Origin of the sequence: Nocardiopsis ansamitocini (assembly GCF_030268225.1) — a bacterium.
Lineage (GTDB): Bacteria > Actinomycetota > Actinomycetes > Streptosporangiales > Streptosporangiaceae > Nocardiopsis_D > Nocardiopsis_D ansamitocini.
Map to the genome: position 1 here is coordinate 1,078,836 of NZ_BSQG01000001.1, position 17,671 is coordinate 1,096,506.

The window sequence follows — 17,671 nt, forward strand, 5'->3', positions numbered from 1 at the left end:
CCGGCCTCGGTCAGTCCTCCAGCGGAACGCGCAATAGGCGGTCGTCGTCCTCCGCGGCGACACCCCGGCCGTCGTGGTTGCTGGTGCTGACCCAGACGGCCGCGCCACCGGGCTCGGCGGCAACTGCGCGCAGACGCCCGTACTCCCCCACGTACAGCGCCTCGGGCTCCAGTACCGGGGCGTCCTCGTCCCCGGTCAACGGCACCCGCCACAGTCGCTCGCCTCGCAGGGCCGCGACCCACAGCGATCCGTCCGCCACCGCCACTCCGCTGGGGGACGCCTCCTCCGTACTCCAGGTGACGATGGGGTCGACGTAGTCGTCGCCCCCGCCCGTCCCTTCGACCTCGGGCCAGCCGTAGTTGGCGCCGGGCTGGATCATGTTGACTTCGTCGAAGGTGTTCTGGCCGAATTCGACCCCGAACAGCTGTCCGTCCTCGTCCCAGGCCAGCCCCTGCACATTGCGGTGACCGTAGCTGTAGACCAGATTGTCGAACGGGTTGCCCTCGGCCGGCTCGCCCTCCGGGGTCATGCGCAGGATCTTTCCCGCGGGGGAATCGATGTCCTGCGAGCGTTCCGGGCTCCCGGCGTCGCCGGTACCCGCGTAGAGCATCCCGTCCGGGCCGAAAGCGATCCGGCCGCCATTGTGCGTACTGGCCTTGGGGATTTTGTCGACGACCACCTCCGCGGCTCCCAGTCCTTCGGCCCGGTCGTAGTCCATGCGCACGATGCGGTTGTCGTCGTCGGTCGTGAAGTAGGCGTAGACCGCGGAGTCGGAGGCGAAATCCGGGGAGATCGCCAGCCCCAGCAGCCCTCCCTCGCCACCGGAAGCAACCCCCTCGACAACACCGGCCTCCTCGGTGTCTTTGCCGGGCTCGACCCGGACGACCCGCCCGGAGTCGCGCTCGGAGACCAGGGCGGCGCCATCGGGCAGGAACGCGATATCCCAGGGGGTACGCAATCCCGTGGCCACGTTCTCGGGTTCCCCTGGCGGCAGCGAACGGCCCTCGGCACCTTCCGGCTGCCGAGCCGGATCGCCGACCTCGGCCGGTCCTCCGGCACACCCGGAGGCCGCCAGCACCAACGCGGCTGCTCCGGCGACCGTCGATCTCATCCGCATGCGCACCCTCCGTGTCGGTCACTCGGTTCGCCCTCGGCCTCCCCCGCCCATCGGCTTTCACACCTGGGACGGGATGCACCGCCGGCAAGGACGACCGGGAAGCACATCGGGCTCGGTACACGGGACCGCTGTCGAAACGACGGGTGGGCAGGAGCGGGGAAAACAAGAGGAGCGCCGCACCTGTGCAGGTGCGACGCTCCTCTTTGTGGTACCCCCGACCGGATTTGAACCGGCGTTACCGCCTTGAGAGGGCGGCGTCCTAGGCCGCTAGACGACGGGGGCCTTGGACTGCTTCGGGACTTATGCTACCCGAATCGGGAAGGCGACTTGTCCCATTGTGAAGGCGAACCCCACGGCTCGACTCCGAGAAAAAAGCTCCCACCGAAGTGGAAGCTGTTTTCTTGGTACCCCCGACCGGATTTGAACCGGCGTTACCGCCTTGAGAGGGCGGCGTCCTAGGCCGCTAGACGACGGGGGCCTTGGACTGCTATTCGCAGTAGAGTTGGAGACCAACTCGGTGCGGGTTTTCGTGAGAGAAACCCGACGCTGGGGTACCAGGACTCGAACCTAGACTAACTGAACCAGAATCAGTCGTGCTGCCGATTACACCATACCCCAGTGCTCTTAGGGGGACGTTGCCCTTTGGCTCTGTTCCCCTCGGCGCAGGAATAACTCTAGCGGACATCCGGAGTGCTCGCGAACGGGTTGACCGGCGGCCGGGAGTGGGGCGCCGAACGAGTCCGCGCCCCACTCCCGAGCCGTTTAAGCGCCGATACTCTCCGCCTTGGCCAGGGCTGCGCGCAACCGCTCCTGAACACGGGCACGGCCCAGTAGCTGCAGCGACTCGAACAGCGGAAGTCCAACGGTGCGGCCGGTGACCGCCACCCGGATCGGGGCCTGCGCCTTTCCGAGCTTGAGTCCGAGGCCGGTCCCGACCTCTTCCAGCGCGGCCTTGAGCGCTTCGGGCTCCCAGACGAGGCCGTCGTCGGAGAAGCGCTCGATCGCCGCAGCCAGCATCTCCTTGCCCACGCCGGGTTTCATCGCCTTGTTCCAGCTCTGCTCGTCCTCGACCGGAGCGTCCAGGAAGAGGAAGTCGACGTTGGCCACAATCTCCCCGAGCACCGCGATCCGGCTCTGAGCCAACGGCGCGATGGCGTCAAAGGCAGCGGCATCGAAGTTGGCCGCCGGCCACGGGGCCTTGTCCGGGCCCAGCCACGGCGCGCAGCGCGCGACGAACTCCTCCGGTTCGAGGGCGCGGATGTATTCGCCGTTGAACGCCCGCAGCTTCTTCTCGTCGAAGAAGGCACTGGAGCTGTTGACATCCTCCAGCCGGAACAGCGGCTGCATCTGGTCGAACGGCATGATCTCGCGGTCGTCGCCCGGCGCCCAGCCCAGCAGCATCAGGTAATTGACCATGGCCTCGGGCAGGTAGCCCTCCTCCAGGTACATCTCCAGCGAGACCTTGTCCCGACGCTTGGACAGCTTCTGCCGCTTCTCGTTGACGATGACCGGCAGGTGGGCCCACACCGGTGGCGTGTGCCCCAGCGCCTCCCACAGCAGTTGCTGCTTGGGGGTGTTGGACAGGTGCTCCTCACCCCGGATCACGTGGGTGACGCCCTGGGTGATGTCATCGGCCACGTTGGCGAGGACGAACAGCGGGGAGCCGTCTCCGCGCGCGATCACGAAGTCCTCGATCGCGGAGTTGGGGAACTCCACGTCACCGCGGATCGTGTCGCGCACCACCGTCACGCCGTCGTCAGGGGCACGGAACCGCAGTGCCCGGCCGGGGGCCCAGTCGAGGCCGGCGTCACGGTGACGCCGGTCGTAACGCGCCCCGGTGGGCGCGTCGTCGCCTTCGACCCCCTTGGCCTCCTCGTAGTAGGCGTTCCCGCCCTTGAAGAGCCGCTCGCACAGCTCACGGTGGGCGTCGGCCAGCTGCGACTGGTAGTAGGGCCCTTCGAAGTGCGGGTCCTCCTCGTTGATCCCCAGCGCGGACAGGGCGCGCAGGATGCCCTCGGTCCACTCCGGTTTGTTGCGCGCGGCGTCGGTGTCCTCGATGCGCAGGACGAACTTGCCGTCGGGCTGCTGGCGGGCGATCGCCCAGTTGAACAGCGCTGAGCGCGCCCCGCCGACGTGGAACATGCCGGTGGGCGAGGGCGCGAAGCGTACACGGATCGGATTATCAGACACCCGGCCAGCCTATCGGGGGTGCGCGGGGCAGGGGGGTGAGCCGGTCGGGCCGTATCGGTCGAGGCGACGGCCCCTTCGGCGGGCGGCCCGGCGAGGGGAAACGACCCGGGGCCACCGGGTTCCCCGCACTCGACCGGTCACGACGGGCAGACTGCGAATCGCCCTCGAACAGGGGTTCCGGGAAGGCCGTCCCCGTCGCCACGAGGGACACGCCGGCCGTGTCGTCCGACCGGGCTGGGCGGCTTCCGCATGGCGGCCCCTCCCGCTCGGCGCGAGGCTCCGGCCAGTACCGGCCGGTGGGGATTTCACATCCCCCGCCACGCGAAAGAGGATGAATACGCGACCTCCTTGCCGGGCCGAGAACGCATGGACGACAGAGGAGTTCGTCCCGGCTCGTCGGCGCGGCACCGCCGGGCAGGAAAGAAAAACCCATGGGCCCACGGGCAATCCGTCGACGGGGAAAGCACTGCCGGCACCATCCGGACCATCGAGGCTCTTCCGGATCTACAGCGCGAACGGAAATGGATTCTCAAAAGGACCTCAGCGGCCCGTCTGCCTCAGACAACCCCCTCGAACTGTGCGAACGCAAGGGGAAGCATCTCGGACCAATGCGGAGATCCTGCGGATCGGCGCCCCGAGGATAACCAAGGAGAAGAAATTCGCCGTGGAATCGGCAAAGAAATCCAAAGCCTTGTTCCAGGCTCAAGAAGAAGGCGGTCGGGCAATTACCGTTTCGACCACGAAGAACAACAGGAAAAACAGGTTGTGCGGCTCACGAAAACACGAACGGCCGGACTCCGGGCGCTGTCCGACTGGCGGCCTCGCTGTCGCACGGTCACGTGGAAAGGGGTTCGACGCACCGTTCATCGACGACGTCGCCCCTGCGAATACGCCGGAGCGCCGAAGTCCTCCACCGCACGGCCGCAGAACGGAACCCAGGCACAGGACGAGGGGAAAGAGGGGCAGTCCCCCGAACACCCGGCACGTGCACAACCTGCGTCCGCGTTCCCGGGTGGGGCGCCTTCTCGCACGCCCACCGGCACGGCCGCCGTCGGCGGGGCGGCCCACAGCCGGTCGGCGGGAGAAGCTCCCCCGCCGACCGCCGACCCCGGCACCACCCGCTGGTCCTGGCGGAGGACGCACGAGCGGGGCCTCATCGGTCCCGGTCCCCGCCTCAGTCCCGGGTGACGACGGGGTTAGTCAGCTCACCGATCCGCTCGACCGCGACGGTCATGCGCTGCCCGGCTTCGACCGGGCCGACCCCGGCCGGGGTGCCCGTGAGGATCACGTCGCCGGGAAGCAGGGTCATGAACGAACTGACGTAGGCGATGATCGCGGGAATGTCGTGGATCAGCTGAGTGGTGCTGCCGTCCTGGCGGACCTCGCCGTCCACGGTTGTGGTGATCCGAAGGTTGCCCGCCTCCTCCACGCTCAGGCCCGTCTCGATCCACGGCCCGAGCGGGCAGAAAGAGTCGAACCCCTTGGCGCGGGTCCACTGCTTGTCGGTCTTCTGCAGGTCACGGGCGGTGATGTCATTACCGATGGTGTAGCCGAAAACGACGTCCTTGGCCCGCTCCCGGGGAACCTCCCGGCAGACCCGGCCGATGACGATGGCGAGTTCGCCCTCGTAGTCGACGCGTTTGGCAACGGCGGGGTAGAAGACCGGGTCGCCGGGACCGGCAACCGCCGTCGACGGCTTGAGGAAGACCACCGGCTCGTCGGTGGTCTCACCGGTGACGTCCTTCATCTCTGCGACATGGTCGGCGTAGTTCTTGCCGATGCACACGACCTTGCTCGGCAGGATCGGCGACAACAGCCGGACGTCCTCCAGCTTCAGGGGCTCACCGGTGAGCTTGATCGGCCCGAGGAGCGGATGGCCGGCGATCCGGGAGACGAGCCGGTTCCCGTCCGCGTCCGTGTCGACCAGGCCGAAGGCGACCTCGCCTTGGTCGTCGACGGTTGAGAATCTTGCGATGCGCACGGCTGCCTCACCTTTGTCCAGCTGGGAACTTGCGCCGTCCAGGCTATCGATCCGGGTGACCGCCACCGGGCCCACGGCTCCGATGAGGCCGTGCCGGGGCCGATTCGGCGGACGCGGGCAGCCCTGCCCTGCGGCGATCACCGTCTGCGCGGTTGACCCGGAAATCTCGATTTCACAGAACGTTTACACCAGATCCCAAAATAGTTACTCTCATTGGGAGCGCTCCCGTGACCCTCGTCACAGTGGTAGGACCACGAGGGTTTCGGTCAGGGGCCTCGCTGTCCGCAAAACTGAACCGGTTCACCAAAGCCCCCCGCATTTGGGAGCGCTCCCAAATGCGGGCCGTCCGAACCTGACCCCGACCCTCCACCACGGAGACGGCCAGTGCTCCGCACGCTCCGTCCCTCTACAGCAGTCCGCCCACTCACAAATCCGCACACCGGTCGCACGGCAAACCGTTCGGCCCTCTGTTCTCTCCTTCCGACTGACCCCCCGAACACAAGGAAGAAATCGAGATGAGCAAAAACCCCCGTACCGTGGACAGACGTTCATGGGTGCGACGCTGCACAGCAGCCGCTTCCGCTCTGGCACTCGGCGGCACCATGGTGGCCGTCACCTCGGCTCCCGCCGCGGCCGCGACCGGTTGTGCGGTCGACTACCAGGTCAACGACTGGGGCTCGGGCTTCACGGCGAACGTCTCCATCAAGAACCTGGGCGACCCGGTGAACAACTGGACCCTGGGCTGGAGCTTCGCGGGCAACCAGCAGGTGACGAACCTGTGGAACGGTTCACACACCCAGTCCGGCGGGAACGTCAGCGTCTCCAACGCCGGCCACAACGCATCCATCGCCTCGAACGGCACCGTCACCTTCGGGTTCAACGGGTCCTACTCGGGCACCAACGCCAAACCGACCACGTTCTCGCTGAACGGCGTGGTCTGCAACGGGAGCACCGACCCGGGTGAGCCCGGTGAACCGGGCGAGCCGGGCGAGCCGGGCGAGCCGGGCGAGCCGGGCGAGCCGGGCAACCCCGGGAATCCGGGAAACGGCGACCGCGTGGACAACCCCTACGTGGGCGCGGACGTCTACGTGAACCCGGTCTGGTCGGCCAACGCAGCCGGCGAGCCGGGGGGCGCTGCCGTCGCAAACGAGCCGACGGGCGTCTGGCTGGACCGCATCAGCGCCATCGAGGGCAACAACAGTCCCACGACCGGCAACATGGGGTTGCGCGACCACCTCGACGAGGCGGTCGAGCAGGCCGGTGACGATCCCCTGGTGTTCCAGGTCGTCATCTACAACCTCCCCGGCCGCGACTGCTCCGCGCTTGCCTCCAACGGCGAACTCGGCCCGGAGGAACTGGACCGCTACGAGAGCGAATACATCGATCCGATCGCCGAGATCATGGCGGACCCGGCATACGCCGACCTGCGGATCGTCACGACGATCGAGATCGACTCCCTGCCGAACCTGGTGACCAATGTCAGCGGCCGCCCGACCGCGGTCGACGAGTGCGACACGATGCTGGCCAACGGCAACTACGTCAACGGTGTGGGCTACGCCCTGGCCCAACTGGGCGCCATCCCCAACGTCTACAACTACATCGACGCCGGCCACCACGGCTGGATCGGCTGGGAGGACAACTTCGGTCCCTCCGCCGACATCTTCTACGAGGCCGCCAACGCCAACGGGGCCTCCCCCGACGACGTGCACGGCTTCATCGCCAACACGGCCAACTACTCGGCGCTGAAGGAAGACCACTTCGCCATCGGGCAGACCGTCAACGGCCAGCAGGTGCGCCAGTCGAGCTGGGTCGACTGGAACAACTACGTCGACGAGCTGTCCTTCGCCCAGGCCCTGCGCCAGGAGCTGGTCTCCACCGGCTTCGACTCCGGCATCGGCATGCTGATCGACACCTCCCGCAACGGCTGGGGCGGCGCCGCCCGGCCCACCGGTCCCGGCCCGACGACCAGCGTCGACGCCTACGTCGAAGGTGGGCGCTACGACCGCCGCATCCACCCCGGCAACTGGTGCAACCAGGCCGGCGCCGGCCTGGGCGAGCGTCCCACCGCGGCTCCCGAGCCCGGTATCGACGCCTACGTGTGGATGAAGCCCCCGGGCGAGTCCGACGGTTCCAGCTCCCTCATCGACAACGACGAGGGCAAGGGCTTCGACCGGATGTGCGACCCCACCTACACCGGCAACCCGCGCAACAACAACCACATGAGCGGCGCCCTGGCCAACGCGCCGGTCTCCGGTCACTGGTTCCCGGCGCAGTTCCAGGAACTGCTGCGCAACGCCTACCCGCCCGTCTCCTAGCAGATCGGCCGGCGCCCGCCCACCTTCACGGTGGGCGGGCGCCGCCGCGCGCGGCCCCCTCCCTCCAGAGAGGACCCCTTGCCGTGGTCTAGGTTGGCCGGTGTCCTACCTGTGAGCTCTGAGAGGTGACCGTATGGCCGGCGTGGTCAAGTTCAACGTCCTGACCGTTCCCGAAGACGCGGGAAGGACCCTGGAGGAGCGGTTCGCCAAGCGGGCCGGGCTGGTGGAGGACCAGCCCGGTTTCGAAGAGTTCCAGCTCCTGCGGCCGGTGGAAGGCATCGACAAGTACCTCGTGTACACGCGCTGGCGCTCGGAGGAGGACTTCCAGAACTGGCTGAAGAGCCGATCGTTCCAGCAGGGCCATGCCGGCACGGCGAAGGACGCCGGCCAGGCCGGCCACGGCACGCCCGCGGCGACAGGCAGCGAGATCTGGGGGTTCGAAGTCGTCCAGCGGGTCACCGGCAAGGAGTAGCACCGGTTGGCGGAACCGCTCCACCGCCGACCACAGGATCGGGCGTGCGCGCGGCGGCGCCCGATCTGCGATGCTAGAGCGGTCCCCGACCACGCAGAAAGGCCGCACTGTGTCCACGCCCGCGCCCAAAGCAGCCCGCTTGCGTGCGCGTGGGCGGCGCAGACGTCGCCGCGCAGCCCCTTTGGCCATGTTGTCGGGTCTGGCGCTGGCCACCGGAGGCCTCGGTGTACTGATCAGCGGTGGACTGGATCCGGAGCGGTTCGCCCCGCACTCACCGGTTGCGGCCTCCTCCCCGTCGGAGCGTGTGCCCGGATCGGTGTTTCGGCCGCCCATACCCGCGCCGTCGCCCACTCCGGTGCTCTCCCGCTCGGTGGTCGACGAGGTCACCGAAGGCAGCGGTGACCTGAAGGTGGTCAAGGGAAAGAGTGAGGTCTACGGTTCGGGGCCGCTCAAGCGTTTCATCGTCGAGGTCGAGGACGGACTTCCCGGAGAGGCCGACGACTTCGCCGCGGCGGTCGAGAGGATTCTCGGCGACGAACGCAGCTGGGGTCATGAGGGGGCGATGTCCTTCCAACGGGTGGACTCGGGCAGCGTGGACTTTCGCGTGTCCCTCGCCGCCCCGACCACCGTGGACGAGCACTGCGCTCCGCTCAGGACCAACGGATACGTCTCCTGCCAGCAGGGCGACCGCGCGGTGATCAACCAGAACCGCTGGGTGTCGGCGGTACCGCACTTCGACGGGGACCTGGAGAGCTATCGGGTCTACGTCATCAACCACGAAGTCGGCCATGCACTGGGGCACGGCCATGTGGACTGCCCCAAGGACGGCGTGAACGCACCCGTCATGCAGCAGCAGACATTCGGGCTCCAGGGGTGCGAGCGCAATGGCTGGGTCCACCCCTGACCAGGGTGGTCGAGCGCCCTCCCGCTTGGCCTCGGAGGAGCGGCCGTGGAGAGACACCGCGACCTTTCCGGAATCCCGTCCGCGGTCGAATCCGATTGCGGTGAGCAGGAGCAGCTCCCTGAACTGAACCTTTGCCGCCCGCCATACGTATTCATGGGTGAGCGCCGGGAGGACCGACGACCCCCGGCACCGTTCACGACGAGGAGATCGCCAATGACCGACGACCGCTATACGTGGACCTGCTCCTCCCGCCGGACCGCGTTCGCCGTGGCCGGCGGGACCGTGGTGGCCGGAGTACTGGCCGGCTGCGGGACCGAGGAGACCCCGGAACAGGAGTCCGGTCGGCAGGACTCCCCGAGTCCCGAAGGCGACGGCGGGGCCGGCGGCACCCCCCTGGCCCAGGTCGACGACATCCCGGTGGGCGGGGGAACCGTGTTCACCGACGAGAAGGTCGTGATCACCCAACCGGAGGCCGGGACGATTCTGGCCTTCTCCGCGCTGTGCACGCACCAGCAGTGCCCGGTCTCCGAGGTCGCCGATGGCACGATCATCTGTCCGTGTCACGACAGCAAGTTCAGCATCGCCGATGGCTCCGTGACCTCCGGCCCCGCGCCGAGCCCGCTGCCGGAGGTGGAAATAACCGTCGAGGGTGACACGATCACCCTCGCCTGACCAGGGCGAACCGTCGCAGCACCGTCGTGGGGGCGCCTCGTGCCGGGGCACCCCCACGACTGTCGAACCGGCTCCGTTTCCCTACCCCGGGTCCGATGCGTGCCCTTGGCGCATGAGGCCGTAGTTGACGGCCGACTCCAACGCCGTCCAGGAGGCGTCGATGACGTTCTCCCCCACCCCGACCGTCGTCCATTCGGAACGGCCGTCGGTGGAGCCCAGCAGTACGCGGGTGATGGCGTCGGTCCCGGAACTGCCTTCCAGGATGCGGACCTTGTAGTCGGAGAGTTCCAGGCCGGCAAGCTCTGGGTAGACGCCCTCCAGCGCGGAGCGAAGAGCGCGGTCGAGGGCGTTGACGGGACCGTTTCCCTCGCCGGTGGCGATCACCCGTTCTCCCTTCACGTGCAGTTTCACCGTCGCCTCGCTGACGTTGGAGCCGTCGTGGCGGCGTTCGGAGATCGCCCGCCAGGACTCCGCCTCGAAGTAGCGGACCGGTTGGCCCAGCTCTTCGCGCAACAGCAGCTCGAAGGAGGCGTCGGCAGCCTCGAAGCTGTACCCGGCGAGTTCCATCGCCTTGACCCGGTCGACGATGCGTCCGAGCGTCTCGCGGTTCCCCTCAAGGTCGAAACCCAGCTCCCTGGACTTGAGTTCGATGGAGGCTCGCCCGGCCATGTCGGAGACCAGCATGCGCATGTCGTTGCCGACGAGTACCGGATCGATGTGCTGGTAGAGGTCGGGATCCACCTTGATCGCGGAGGCGTGCAGCCCGGCTTTGTGCGCGAACGCCGAGATCCCGACATAGGGCTGGTGAGTGGCCGGGGCGATGTTGACGATCTCCGCGATCGCCTGGGAAACCCGGGTCGCCTCACGCAAGCACCCCTCGGGCAGGACCGTGCGGTGGTGCTTGAGGACGAGAGCGGCCACTACCGAGAACAGGTTGGCGTTGCCGACGCGCTCGCCGTAACCGTTGGCTGTGCATTGCACGTGGGTGGCACCCGCGTCCACCGCGGCCACGGTGTTGGCCACCGCACAACCGCTGTCGTCCTGGGCGTGGATTCCCAGGCGTGCGCCCGTCGCCGCGTGGACTTCGGTGACGACGCGGGTGATGTCCGCAGGAAGCATTCCCCCGTTCGTGTCGCAGAGCACGACCACGGACGCCCCTGCCTCCGCAGCCGTGCGGACAACGCCCAGGGCGTAGTCGGGGTTGTGGCGGTAGCCGTCGAAGAAGTGCTCGCAGTCGAGGAAGACCCGCTGACCGTTGTCGCGCAGATAGGAGACGGTGTCGGCGATCATCGCAAGGTTCTCGTCGAGGGTTGTGCGCAGGGCCAGCTCGACGTGGCGGTCATCGCTCTTGGCGACAAGGGTGACGACCGGCGCACCCGAGTCGCGCAGGGCGGCTACCTGGGGATCGTCCGCGGCCTGGACACCGGCTCGGCGGGTGGCACCGAAAGCGGTGAGTTGTGCGTGTTTCAGCGTCAGCTCGGTGCGGGCCCGTTGAAAGAACTCCGTGTCCTTGGGGTTGGCTCCGGGCCACCCGCCTTCGATAAAGCCCACTCCGAAATCGTCGAGCAACGCGGCGATGGCGAGTTTGTCGGCGACCGTGAGGTTGACGCCTTCCCGCTGCGCTCCGTCACGCAGGGTCGTGTCGAATACGTGAAAACCGTCGTCGAGCATGAGTGGAACTCCCAGCAGTGGATATCGCCTGGTGACCGATCCGGTACGTGCCAATAAAAAAGACCCCTCGTGGACACGAGAGGTCAGCGCGCCGGTATGGTCCGATTAGCCGGCGCGCCTCACGATAATGATCACCTGAGACGGCACACGAATAAGTGTGCCACACCCCGCTTGAATCGCAGGCGGGGGCCTCAACATTGGCGCAACTCGTCTCACCAGGTGGAATGACCCTAGGACGACAGAGCAAAAAGCCGAATTGCACGCTTTTTCGCAAACGGTTCCTGGCCGCGGGGCAGCTTCTCCCCCGTGCCCGGTCCGCCCGGGCAGGGAGGCATCGGATTCACTTTCCACGCCCTGGTCGCAACCATCCGCCGCCCTGAAGAAACGGGCCGACTCAGCCCAGGGCAGCGGCGATCTCCTGGACCGCCTGGCGTGCGGAGTGCCGAGCGACAGGGGCCACCGGCGCGTACCCACCGGGCTCTCCTTCGGTGTAGGAGAGGACAGCGACCACGTTGGCCGCCCGAATGCCGCCGGTTATCGCACCGTCGGCGGTACCGGTCAAAAACGTCTCGTCGGCGACATCGGGGGCGCCCAGATCCTCTCCCCCGGAGTCACGGCGCGCCTGGACGAACCAGGAGCGCGCGGCCTCGGTCGCCGTGGTTGCACTGGCCGCATCCGGTCCGGCGAGCAAATAGGTAACGGTGAAGGTGCGTTGCCCGGGGCCCCGGCTCCAGACACAGGTGCTCTTGTCCGCGACGTTGTCGCCGTCGCCCTGCCGGGCGCCCACTCCTCCGAGACAGGTGGTGGTGGCGTCGCTCGCAGCCGAGCACGAGGCCGGAAGGGCAGCGCGTTCACCAGGGGCGAATCCCATGAACTCGCTGCTCAGCGGAGGAGGAAGCACCGCCGCGAGGCGGTTGGGCCCGTCGTCGGACTCGACCGCCCCCATCGTCTCCCCGATGGAGGCCCACCACTGCGGCACTCGCGGAGCCGCTAACACTGCAGCGCCCAGCAGCAGCCCGCCGGCAAGCACGAGGGCCGCGACGCGCACCCTGCGCCGGCCGGACGGCTCCGAGAGAAGCGGATCGGGTCCAGACGCTTCGGCCGGTGCCGCGGCAGTGGAATCGTGGGCGTCTTGCCCCTGGTAGATGGATGACCATCCCGGCGCGAACGCGCCGACTTCGCGCTCGACGAGCGGCCTTCTGGAGAAAGCGCTGAGTCCGTCGGCGTCCGGCCCGCCGCACGCCCCCGAGCCGTCCTGATGGTTCACGCACTCCCCCCGACACAACCATTGTCAATACCCAGAGTAATTATCTGGTAACTCTAACGGCTTGGTCGTGGAGAGGCGAGCCGAATGCAAAGCCCGATGGGCGAAGGTCCGTACCGGCCGGCCCCGGGGCCGATACTCTCGCGGCCCCGGGGCTGTTGCGTCTACCCGAAGACGTGCACCCAACCGTGCTCGTCGGCGACGGTCCCGTATTGACGCCCCACGAGTTCCTCGCGCAGGCGCATGGTGACGGGGCCGGGTTCTCCGTCGCCGATCCGGAACTCGCCCTGGGCGCTCTTGACGTGGGCGACAGGGGTGATCACGGCGGCGGTCCCACAGGCGAAGACCTCGGTCAGTTCACCGCTGAGCGCCGCGGCACGCCACTCTTCGGTGGACAACCGGCCTTCCTCGACGGGAATCCCCAATTCCGGTGCCAGCTTCAGCAGCGAGTCGCGGGTGATGCCGGGAAGAAGGGTACCGGTCAGCTCGGGCGTGAGCAGGCGGGCCTCGGCCCCGGAGCCGAAGACGAAGAACAGGTTCATCCCGCCCATCTCCTCGACCCACCTGTGTTCGAGCGCGTCGAGCCAGACGACCTGGTCGCATCCCTTCTCGACGGCCTGGGCCTGGGCGAGGAAACTGGCCGCGTAGTTGCCGCCCGCCTTGGCGGCACCGGTGCCGCCGGGGGCCGCGCGGGTGAAGTCTTCGCTCAGCCAGACCGTCACCGGCTTGATCCCGCCGGAGAAGTAGGGGCCGGACGGCGAAGCGATCAGGATGAACAGGTAGGTCTGCGACGGACGATTGACCCCCATGCCCACATCAGTGGAGATCATGAAAGGGCGTAGGTAGAGGCTTGCGTCCGCCTGGGTGGGAACCCAGTCGCCGTCGTGCTCCAACAGGGTCGTGATGGCACCGAGGAAGAGATCCTCGGGAAGCGCGGGCATCGCCATCCGCGCGGCGCTGCGGTTGAAGCGCGCGGCGTTGGCGTCGGGACGAAAGGTGGCGATGGCGCCGCTGGGGTGCCGGTACGCCTTCAACCCCTCGAAGATTTCCTGGGCGTAGTGCAGGACGGAAGTCGCCGGGTCGAGGGAAAGGGGACCGTAGGGCTCGAGCCGAGCGTCGTACCAGCCTTTTTCCGCGCTGTAGCGGATGGTGACCATGTGGTCGGTGAAGACATTGCCGAACCCGGGGCTCTGCAGGATCTCAGCTCGCTCCTGCGGGGTCTTCCGCTGGGTCGAGAGCTGGATGTCGAACGTCAACCCGCTTGTGGTGGTGGCGTTGCTCATGTGCGTGTGGGTCCTCTCGGTACATCGGAGTCGGCAGCGCAGCCGCTCCGGGGACTAGTGTGGCGGAAACGACGCTTCCGATGCCAGCACAGGCACGCGGCAGGGCCTGGACACGGCGACGGGCGCGCCATATGGCGCGCCCGTCGCATCAACAGGGGTTGGTGCCTCAGCCGCGCCGCAGGGTCAGCAGGGGCCGCGACACGGTCGTCCGGCTATCCCTGCTCGGCTACTCGGCGAGCGATGTCGTCGCCGATCTGGCTGGTGGAGCGGACCGCTCCGCTATCGGCCCGGGCCCGCAGGTCCTCGGCGACAGCCGTCTCGACCTGGGCTGCCGCCTTGGCGTACCCCAGGTGCTCCAGGAGAAGCGCGACAGAGAGGATGGTCGCCGTGGGGTCGGCCTTGCCCTGGCCGGCGATATCGGGAGCCGAGCCGTGCACCGGCTCGAACATGCTGGGGAATTCGGCCTCGGGGTTCACGTTGCCGCTGGAGGCAAGGCCGATTCCTCCGGCCACAGCCGCACCGAGATCGGTGATGATGTCGCCGAAGAGATTGTCGGTGACGACGACGTCGAAGCGCTCCGGCTGGGTCACGAAGAACATGGTGGCGGCGTCGACGTGCAGATAGTCGGTGGTGACCTGCGGATACTCGGCGCCTACCTCGCGCACGACGCGCTGCCAGAGCTCACCGGCGAAAGTGAGGACGTTGTCCTTGTGCACCAGGGTGAGCTTCTTGCGGGGACGCTCGGCGGCCTTCGCGAAGGCGTAGCGCACGACGCGCTCGACCCCGAACCGGGTGTTGACGCTGTCCTGGGTGGCGATCTCGCCGGGCGTGCCCTTGCGCAGCACACCACCGGCTCCGGCGTAGGGGCCTTCGGTGCCCTCGCGCACGACCAGCATGTCGATGTCCTCGGGCGCGACGCCGGCCAACGGAGTGCGCACACCGGGGTAGAGCCGCACCGGACGCAGGTTGACGTAGTGCGCGAAGCTGAACCGCAGACGCAGCAGCAGTCCGCGCTCCAGGACTCCGCTGGGCACGGTGGGGTCCCCGACCGCGCCGAGGAGGATGGCCTCCTGGCCGCGCAGCTCCTCCTCGACCGCATCAGGGAGGGTCTCGCCGGTGGCGTGCCAGCGCTTGGCGCCCAGCTCGTACTCGGTGGTGTCCAGGGCGAGCCCGTGGGCGGGGGCGACGGTGGAGAGGACCTTGAGCCCTTCGGCGACGACCTCGGGCCCGATTCCGTCACCGGGGATGACGGCCAACTTCACGGTACGAGCGGACATAAGAAGCCTTGCCTTTGAATTCGACGGTGTCCCATGACTGCGGCGCCCGCTGACGGCTCGGACGCCGGACACCACCACCGTCGTCTCAAATAGCGAGACGAAAGATGGCGGGAATGAGACAAGAGTACCGAAGCGGGAGAGTGTCCGCGGCTGCCCGGGCAGGTCGAACCCGCTTTGCCATCAATGGCCGGTGGGGCCGCCGTTATCCCGGCGGTCCAGAGCGGCTTGCAGCGCACGGGTGGCCTCGTCGTCGGTTTCGACGGGAGTGGTCTCATACATGGCGATCCTCGTTTCGCGATCCGGATGACTGGCCGACTGACGGCACATGCGGGAGATCGGCCGACGTGGCTGCCGGTGCCCAGGGTTTCGGGGCACGACTCAAGCCGATGGCCGCGCTGTTTCCGGTGGGGATCGCCTGACCGGGAGAACGCCGCACGGTCCCGAATGTGGGCGGCGGCGATTCGTGCGAGGACGGCCCGGGCCCGCGATCGCGGAACACCATGAACCATCTTCTAGGACGACAGAATATCGGATGCCCAACTAAATGGCCACAACCCACTGCGCGTTTCATGGGACGTGGCGATCCGGGGGCACGAGGAAAGCACGCACACGCCTCGCACCGTTCAGGACACACCGCCGGCACCGTCGGAAAGGGCCCGCACAGCGCTTGCCGTACGGGCCCTGAAAAGCAGCTTGACGCTAGTCCAGGTCGACGCTGCGCGTGCTCTCGGCGCCGATCTCCACGGAGATGGCGTTCAGAGTGTCGTCGGGGATCGCGGAGTCAACCGTGAGCGTGATCAACGCCCTGCCGCCCTCTTCGTCCCGGCTGACCTGCATCCCGGCGATGTTGATGCCCGCCTCACCAAGGAGGTGACCGACCGTTCCCACGATGCCGGGACGGTCGTCGTAGAAGAAGAAGGCCATGTGCTCGCTGGGTGCGAGCTCCATGCCGTAGCCGTTGAGCTCGACGATCTTCTCGTTCTGCCGGTGTCCCGACAGGGTTCCCGACACCGACACCCGCTGGCCGTCGGCCATGACACCGCGCACGGTGATGAGGTTGCGCCAGTCGGGGCTCTCCTCATCGGTGGTCAGGTTGACCTCGACGCCCCGGTCCTTGGCCAACAGCGGCGCGTTGACATAGGTGACGGCCTCTTCGACGATGTCGCCGAAGATCCCCTTCAGTGCGGCGAGCTCGATGATCTTGACGTCGTGGGCGGCGATCTCGCCGCGTACCTCGACGTCCACCCGGGCGGCCACACCACCGGCAAGCGCGGTGAAGATCCGACCGAGCTTCTCCGTCAGAGGCAGGCCGGGCTTGATCTCCTCCGAGAGCCCACCGCCCTGGATGTTCACGGCGTCGGGCACGAACTCGCCCGACAGCGCGAGCTTGACCGAACGGGCCACCTGGGTGCCCGCCTTCTCCTGCGCCTCGTGCGTGCTGGCCCCCAGGTGCGGGGCCACGACGACGTTCTCCAACTCGAACAGCGGACTGTCCGTGCAGGGCTCCTTGGCGAACACGTCGATGCCCGCGCCGGCGACCCGGCCTTCCTTCACCGCGTGGTACAGCGCGGTCTCGTCCACGATCCCGCCCCGGGCGGCATTGATGATGCGCACGCTCGGCTTGACCTTGCGCAGCGCCTCGTCACCGATGAGGCCGAGGGTGTCCTTGTTCTTGGGCAGGTGAACCGTGATGAAGTCGCTGCGCTCCAACAGCTCGTCCAGCGACACCACCTCGACGCCGATCTGCGCGGCGCGTGCCGGCTGCACGAAGGGGTCGTAGGCGATCAGCTTGGTACCGAAAGCGGAGAGGCGCTGGGCGACGAGCACACCGATACGGCCCAGGCCCACGACGCCGACGGTCTTGTCGTAAAGCTCGACGCCGGTGTACTTGGAGCGCTTCCACTCCCCGTTGACGAGGGCTGCGTGTGCCGGCGCCGTGTTGCGGGCGGAGGCGAGCAGAAGGTTGATGGCCTGCTCGGCAGCACTGATGATGTTGGAGGTGGGCGCGTTCACGACGAGTACGCCAGCCTTGGTGGCGGCCTCGACGTCAACGTTGTCCAACCCCACGCCTGCACGGGCCACGACCTTCAATGCGGTCGCGGCTGCCAATGCCTCGGCGTCGACCTTGGTCGCGCTGCGCACGATCAGGGCGTCGACACCGGCGAGCGCCGGGAGTAGCTGTGAGCGGTCGGCGCCGTTGACGGAGCGGACGTCGAAGTCCTCCTCCAGCAGCGCGATTCCAGCGGGCGAGAGTTCTTCCGCGACCAGGACGACTGGCTTGGGCACAGCGAGTTCCTTATGGGGAGTGCGTGTGAACTGCGGCGGAACCGCAGTCTTGACAGGGACGGCGCCGGGGCCGGCCAGGACGCCCGACCGCACCAGAAGTCTAGTGCTCGGTTACGGCTGCGTTTCGAGAAGCCCCGGATTGATCCACTGATCCGGTTGACGATCGTCTCGGACCTTAAGGTGCTGCGGCCGGGCACGAGCCGGGCCCCGGAACGCCACGGCGTCCCGGGGCCCGGTCA

The 17,671-nt window shown here is 67.7% G+C and carries 12 protein-coding genes and 3 tRNA genes; 4 read left to right on the top strand and 11 right to left on the bottom strand.

All coding sequences use genetic code 11. The features are described from left to right. Positions 1-10 precede the first annotated feature (10 nt). From QSJ59_RS04895 to QSJ59_RS04920, 6 genes are all read right to left on the bottom strand, one after another. Positions 11-1,111 (bottom strand): PQQ-dependent sugar dehydrogenase, encoded by a 1,101-nt coding sequence (locus QSJ59_RS04895; RefSeq protein WP_285757473.1) that lies wholly within the window; start codon positions 1,109-1,111, stop codon positions 11-13. 212 nt (positions 1,112-1,323) lie between these two features. Next, positions 1,324-1,399, bottom strand: a tRNA-Glu gene (locus QSJ59_RS04900). Positions 1,400-1,519: 120 nt separating this feature from the next. Beyond that, positions 1,520-1,595: transfer RNA gene (locus QSJ59_RS04905), tRNA-Glu, on the bottom strand. 68 nt (positions 1,596-1,663) lie between these two features. Further along, positions 1,664-1,735 (bottom strand) — tRNA-Gln (locus tag QSJ59_RS04910). A gap of 144 nt (positions 1,736-1,879) precedes the next feature. Then, positions 1,880-3,259 carry a glutamate--tRNA ligase gene (gene gltX, locus QSJ59_RS04915; RefSeq protein ID WP_432707435.1) on the bottom strand — a complete coding sequence of 460 codons (1,380 nt, stop codon included), beginning with the start codon at positions 3,257-3,259 and terminating at the stop codon, positions 1,880-1,882. Positions 3,260-4,481: 1,222 nt separating this feature from the next. After that, a complete protein-coding gene (locus tag QSJ59_RS04920) occupies positions 4,482-5,288 on the bottom strand; it encodes a fumarylacetoacetate hydrolase family protein (protein WP_285757475.1) in 807 nt (268 codons plus the stop codon). 515 nt (positions 5,289-5,803) lie between these two features. Between QSJ59_RS04920 and QSJ59_RS04925 the strand changes: the two genes are divergently transcribed. The 4 genes from QSJ59_RS04925 (at position 5,804) to QSJ59_RS04940 (ending at position 9,651) form a co-directional block, all read left to right on the top strand. Then, positions 5,804-7,603 (top strand): glycoside hydrolase family 6 protein, encoded by a 1,800-nt coding sequence (locus QSJ59_RS04925; protein ID WP_285757476.1) that lies wholly within the window; start codon positions 5,804-5,806, stop codon positions 7,601-7,603. 133 nt (positions 7,604-7,736) lie between these two features. After that, positions 7,737-8,075 (top strand): antibiotic biosynthesis monooxygenase family protein, encoded by a 339-nt coding sequence (locus QSJ59_RS04930; RefSeq protein WP_285757477.1) that lies wholly within the window; start codon positions 7,737-7,739, stop codon positions 8,073-8,075. A 181-nt stretch (positions 8,076-8,256) separates the two neighbouring features. After that, positions 8,257-8,979 (top strand): DUF3152 domain-containing protein, encoded by a 723-nt coding sequence (locus tag QSJ59_RS04935; RefSeq protein ID WP_432707436.1) that lies wholly within the window; start codon positions 8,257-8,259, stop codon positions 8,977-8,979. Positions 8,980-9,192: 213 nt separating this feature from the next. Beyond that, positions 9,193-9,651, top strand: a complete 459-nt coding sequence (locus QSJ59_RS04940) for a Rieske (2Fe-2S) protein (protein WP_285757479.1) — start codon at positions 9,193-9,195, stop codon at positions 9,649-9,651. Between the two features lie 81 nt (positions 9,652-9,732). Here QSJ59_RS04940 and cimA read toward each other — a convergent pair whose 3' ends face one another. The 5 genes from cimA to serA form a co-directional block, all read right to left on the bottom strand. Continuing rightward, entirely contained in the window at positions 9,733-11,322 is a 1,590-nt protein-coding gene (cimA, locus tag QSJ59_RS04945) for a citramalate synthase (RefSeq protein WP_285757480.1), read from the bottom strand. Between the two features lie 394 nt (positions 11,323-11,716). Continuing rightward, positions 11,717-12,589: a hypothetical protein gene (locus QSJ59_RS04950; protein ID WP_285757481.1), complete on the bottom strand. Its 873-nt coding sequence runs from the start codon at positions 12,587-12,589 to the stop codon at positions 11,717-11,719. 161 nt (positions 12,590-12,750) lie between these two features. After that, positions 12,751-13,869 (bottom strand): branched-chain amino acid aminotransferase, encoded by a 1,119-nt coding sequence (locus QSJ59_RS04955; protein ID WP_285757482.1) that lies wholly within the window; start codon positions 13,867-13,869, stop codon positions 12,751-12,753. A 212-nt stretch (positions 13,870-14,081) separates the two neighbouring features. Further along, entirely contained in the window at positions 14,082-15,146 is a 1,065-nt protein-coding gene (locus QSJ59_RS04960) for a 3-isopropylmalate dehydrogenase (RefSeq protein ID WP_285757483.1), read from the bottom strand. Positions 15,147-15,845: 699 nt separating this feature from the next. Then, a complete protein-coding gene (serA, locus tag QSJ59_RS04965; protein ID WP_285757484.1) occupies positions 15,846-17,432 on the bottom strand; it encodes a phosphoglycerate dehydrogenase in 1,587 nt (528 codons plus the stop codon). Between the last annotated feature and the right edge of the window lie 239 nt (positions 17,433-17,671).

Coding starts and splice junctions, on each gene's coding strand:
- QSJ59_RS04955 (WP_285757482.1), bottom strand. CDS start 13,869: ATGAGCAACGCCACCACCACAAGCGGGTTGACGTTCGACATCCAGCTC.
- QSJ59_RS04895 (WP_285757473.1), bottom strand. CDS start 1,111: ATGAGATCGACGGTCGCCGGAGCAGCCGCGTTGGTGCTGGCGGCCTCC.
- QSJ59_RS04940 (WP_285757479.1), top strand. CDS start 9,193: ATGACCGACGACCGCTATACGTGGACCTGCTCCTCCCGCCGGACCGCG.
- QSJ59_RS04960 (WP_285757483.1), bottom strand. CDS start 15,146: ATGTCCGCTCGTACCGTGAAGTTGGCCGTCATCCCCGGTGACGGAATC.
- QSJ59_RS04930 (WP_285757477.1), top strand. CDS start 7,737: ATGGCCGGCGTGGTCAAGTTCAACGTCCTGACCGTTCCCGAAGACGCG.
- gltX (WP_432707435.1), bottom strand. CDS start 3,259: ATGTTCCACGTCGGCGGGGCGCGCTCAGCGCTGTTCAACTGGGCGATC.
- cimA (WP_285757480.1), bottom strand. CDS start 11,322: ATGCTCGACGACGGTTTTCACGTATTCGACACGACCCTGCGTGACGGA.
- QSJ59_RS04925 (WP_285757476.1), top strand. CDS start 5,804: ATGAGCAAAAACCCCCGTACCGTGGACAGACGTTCATGGGTGCGACGC.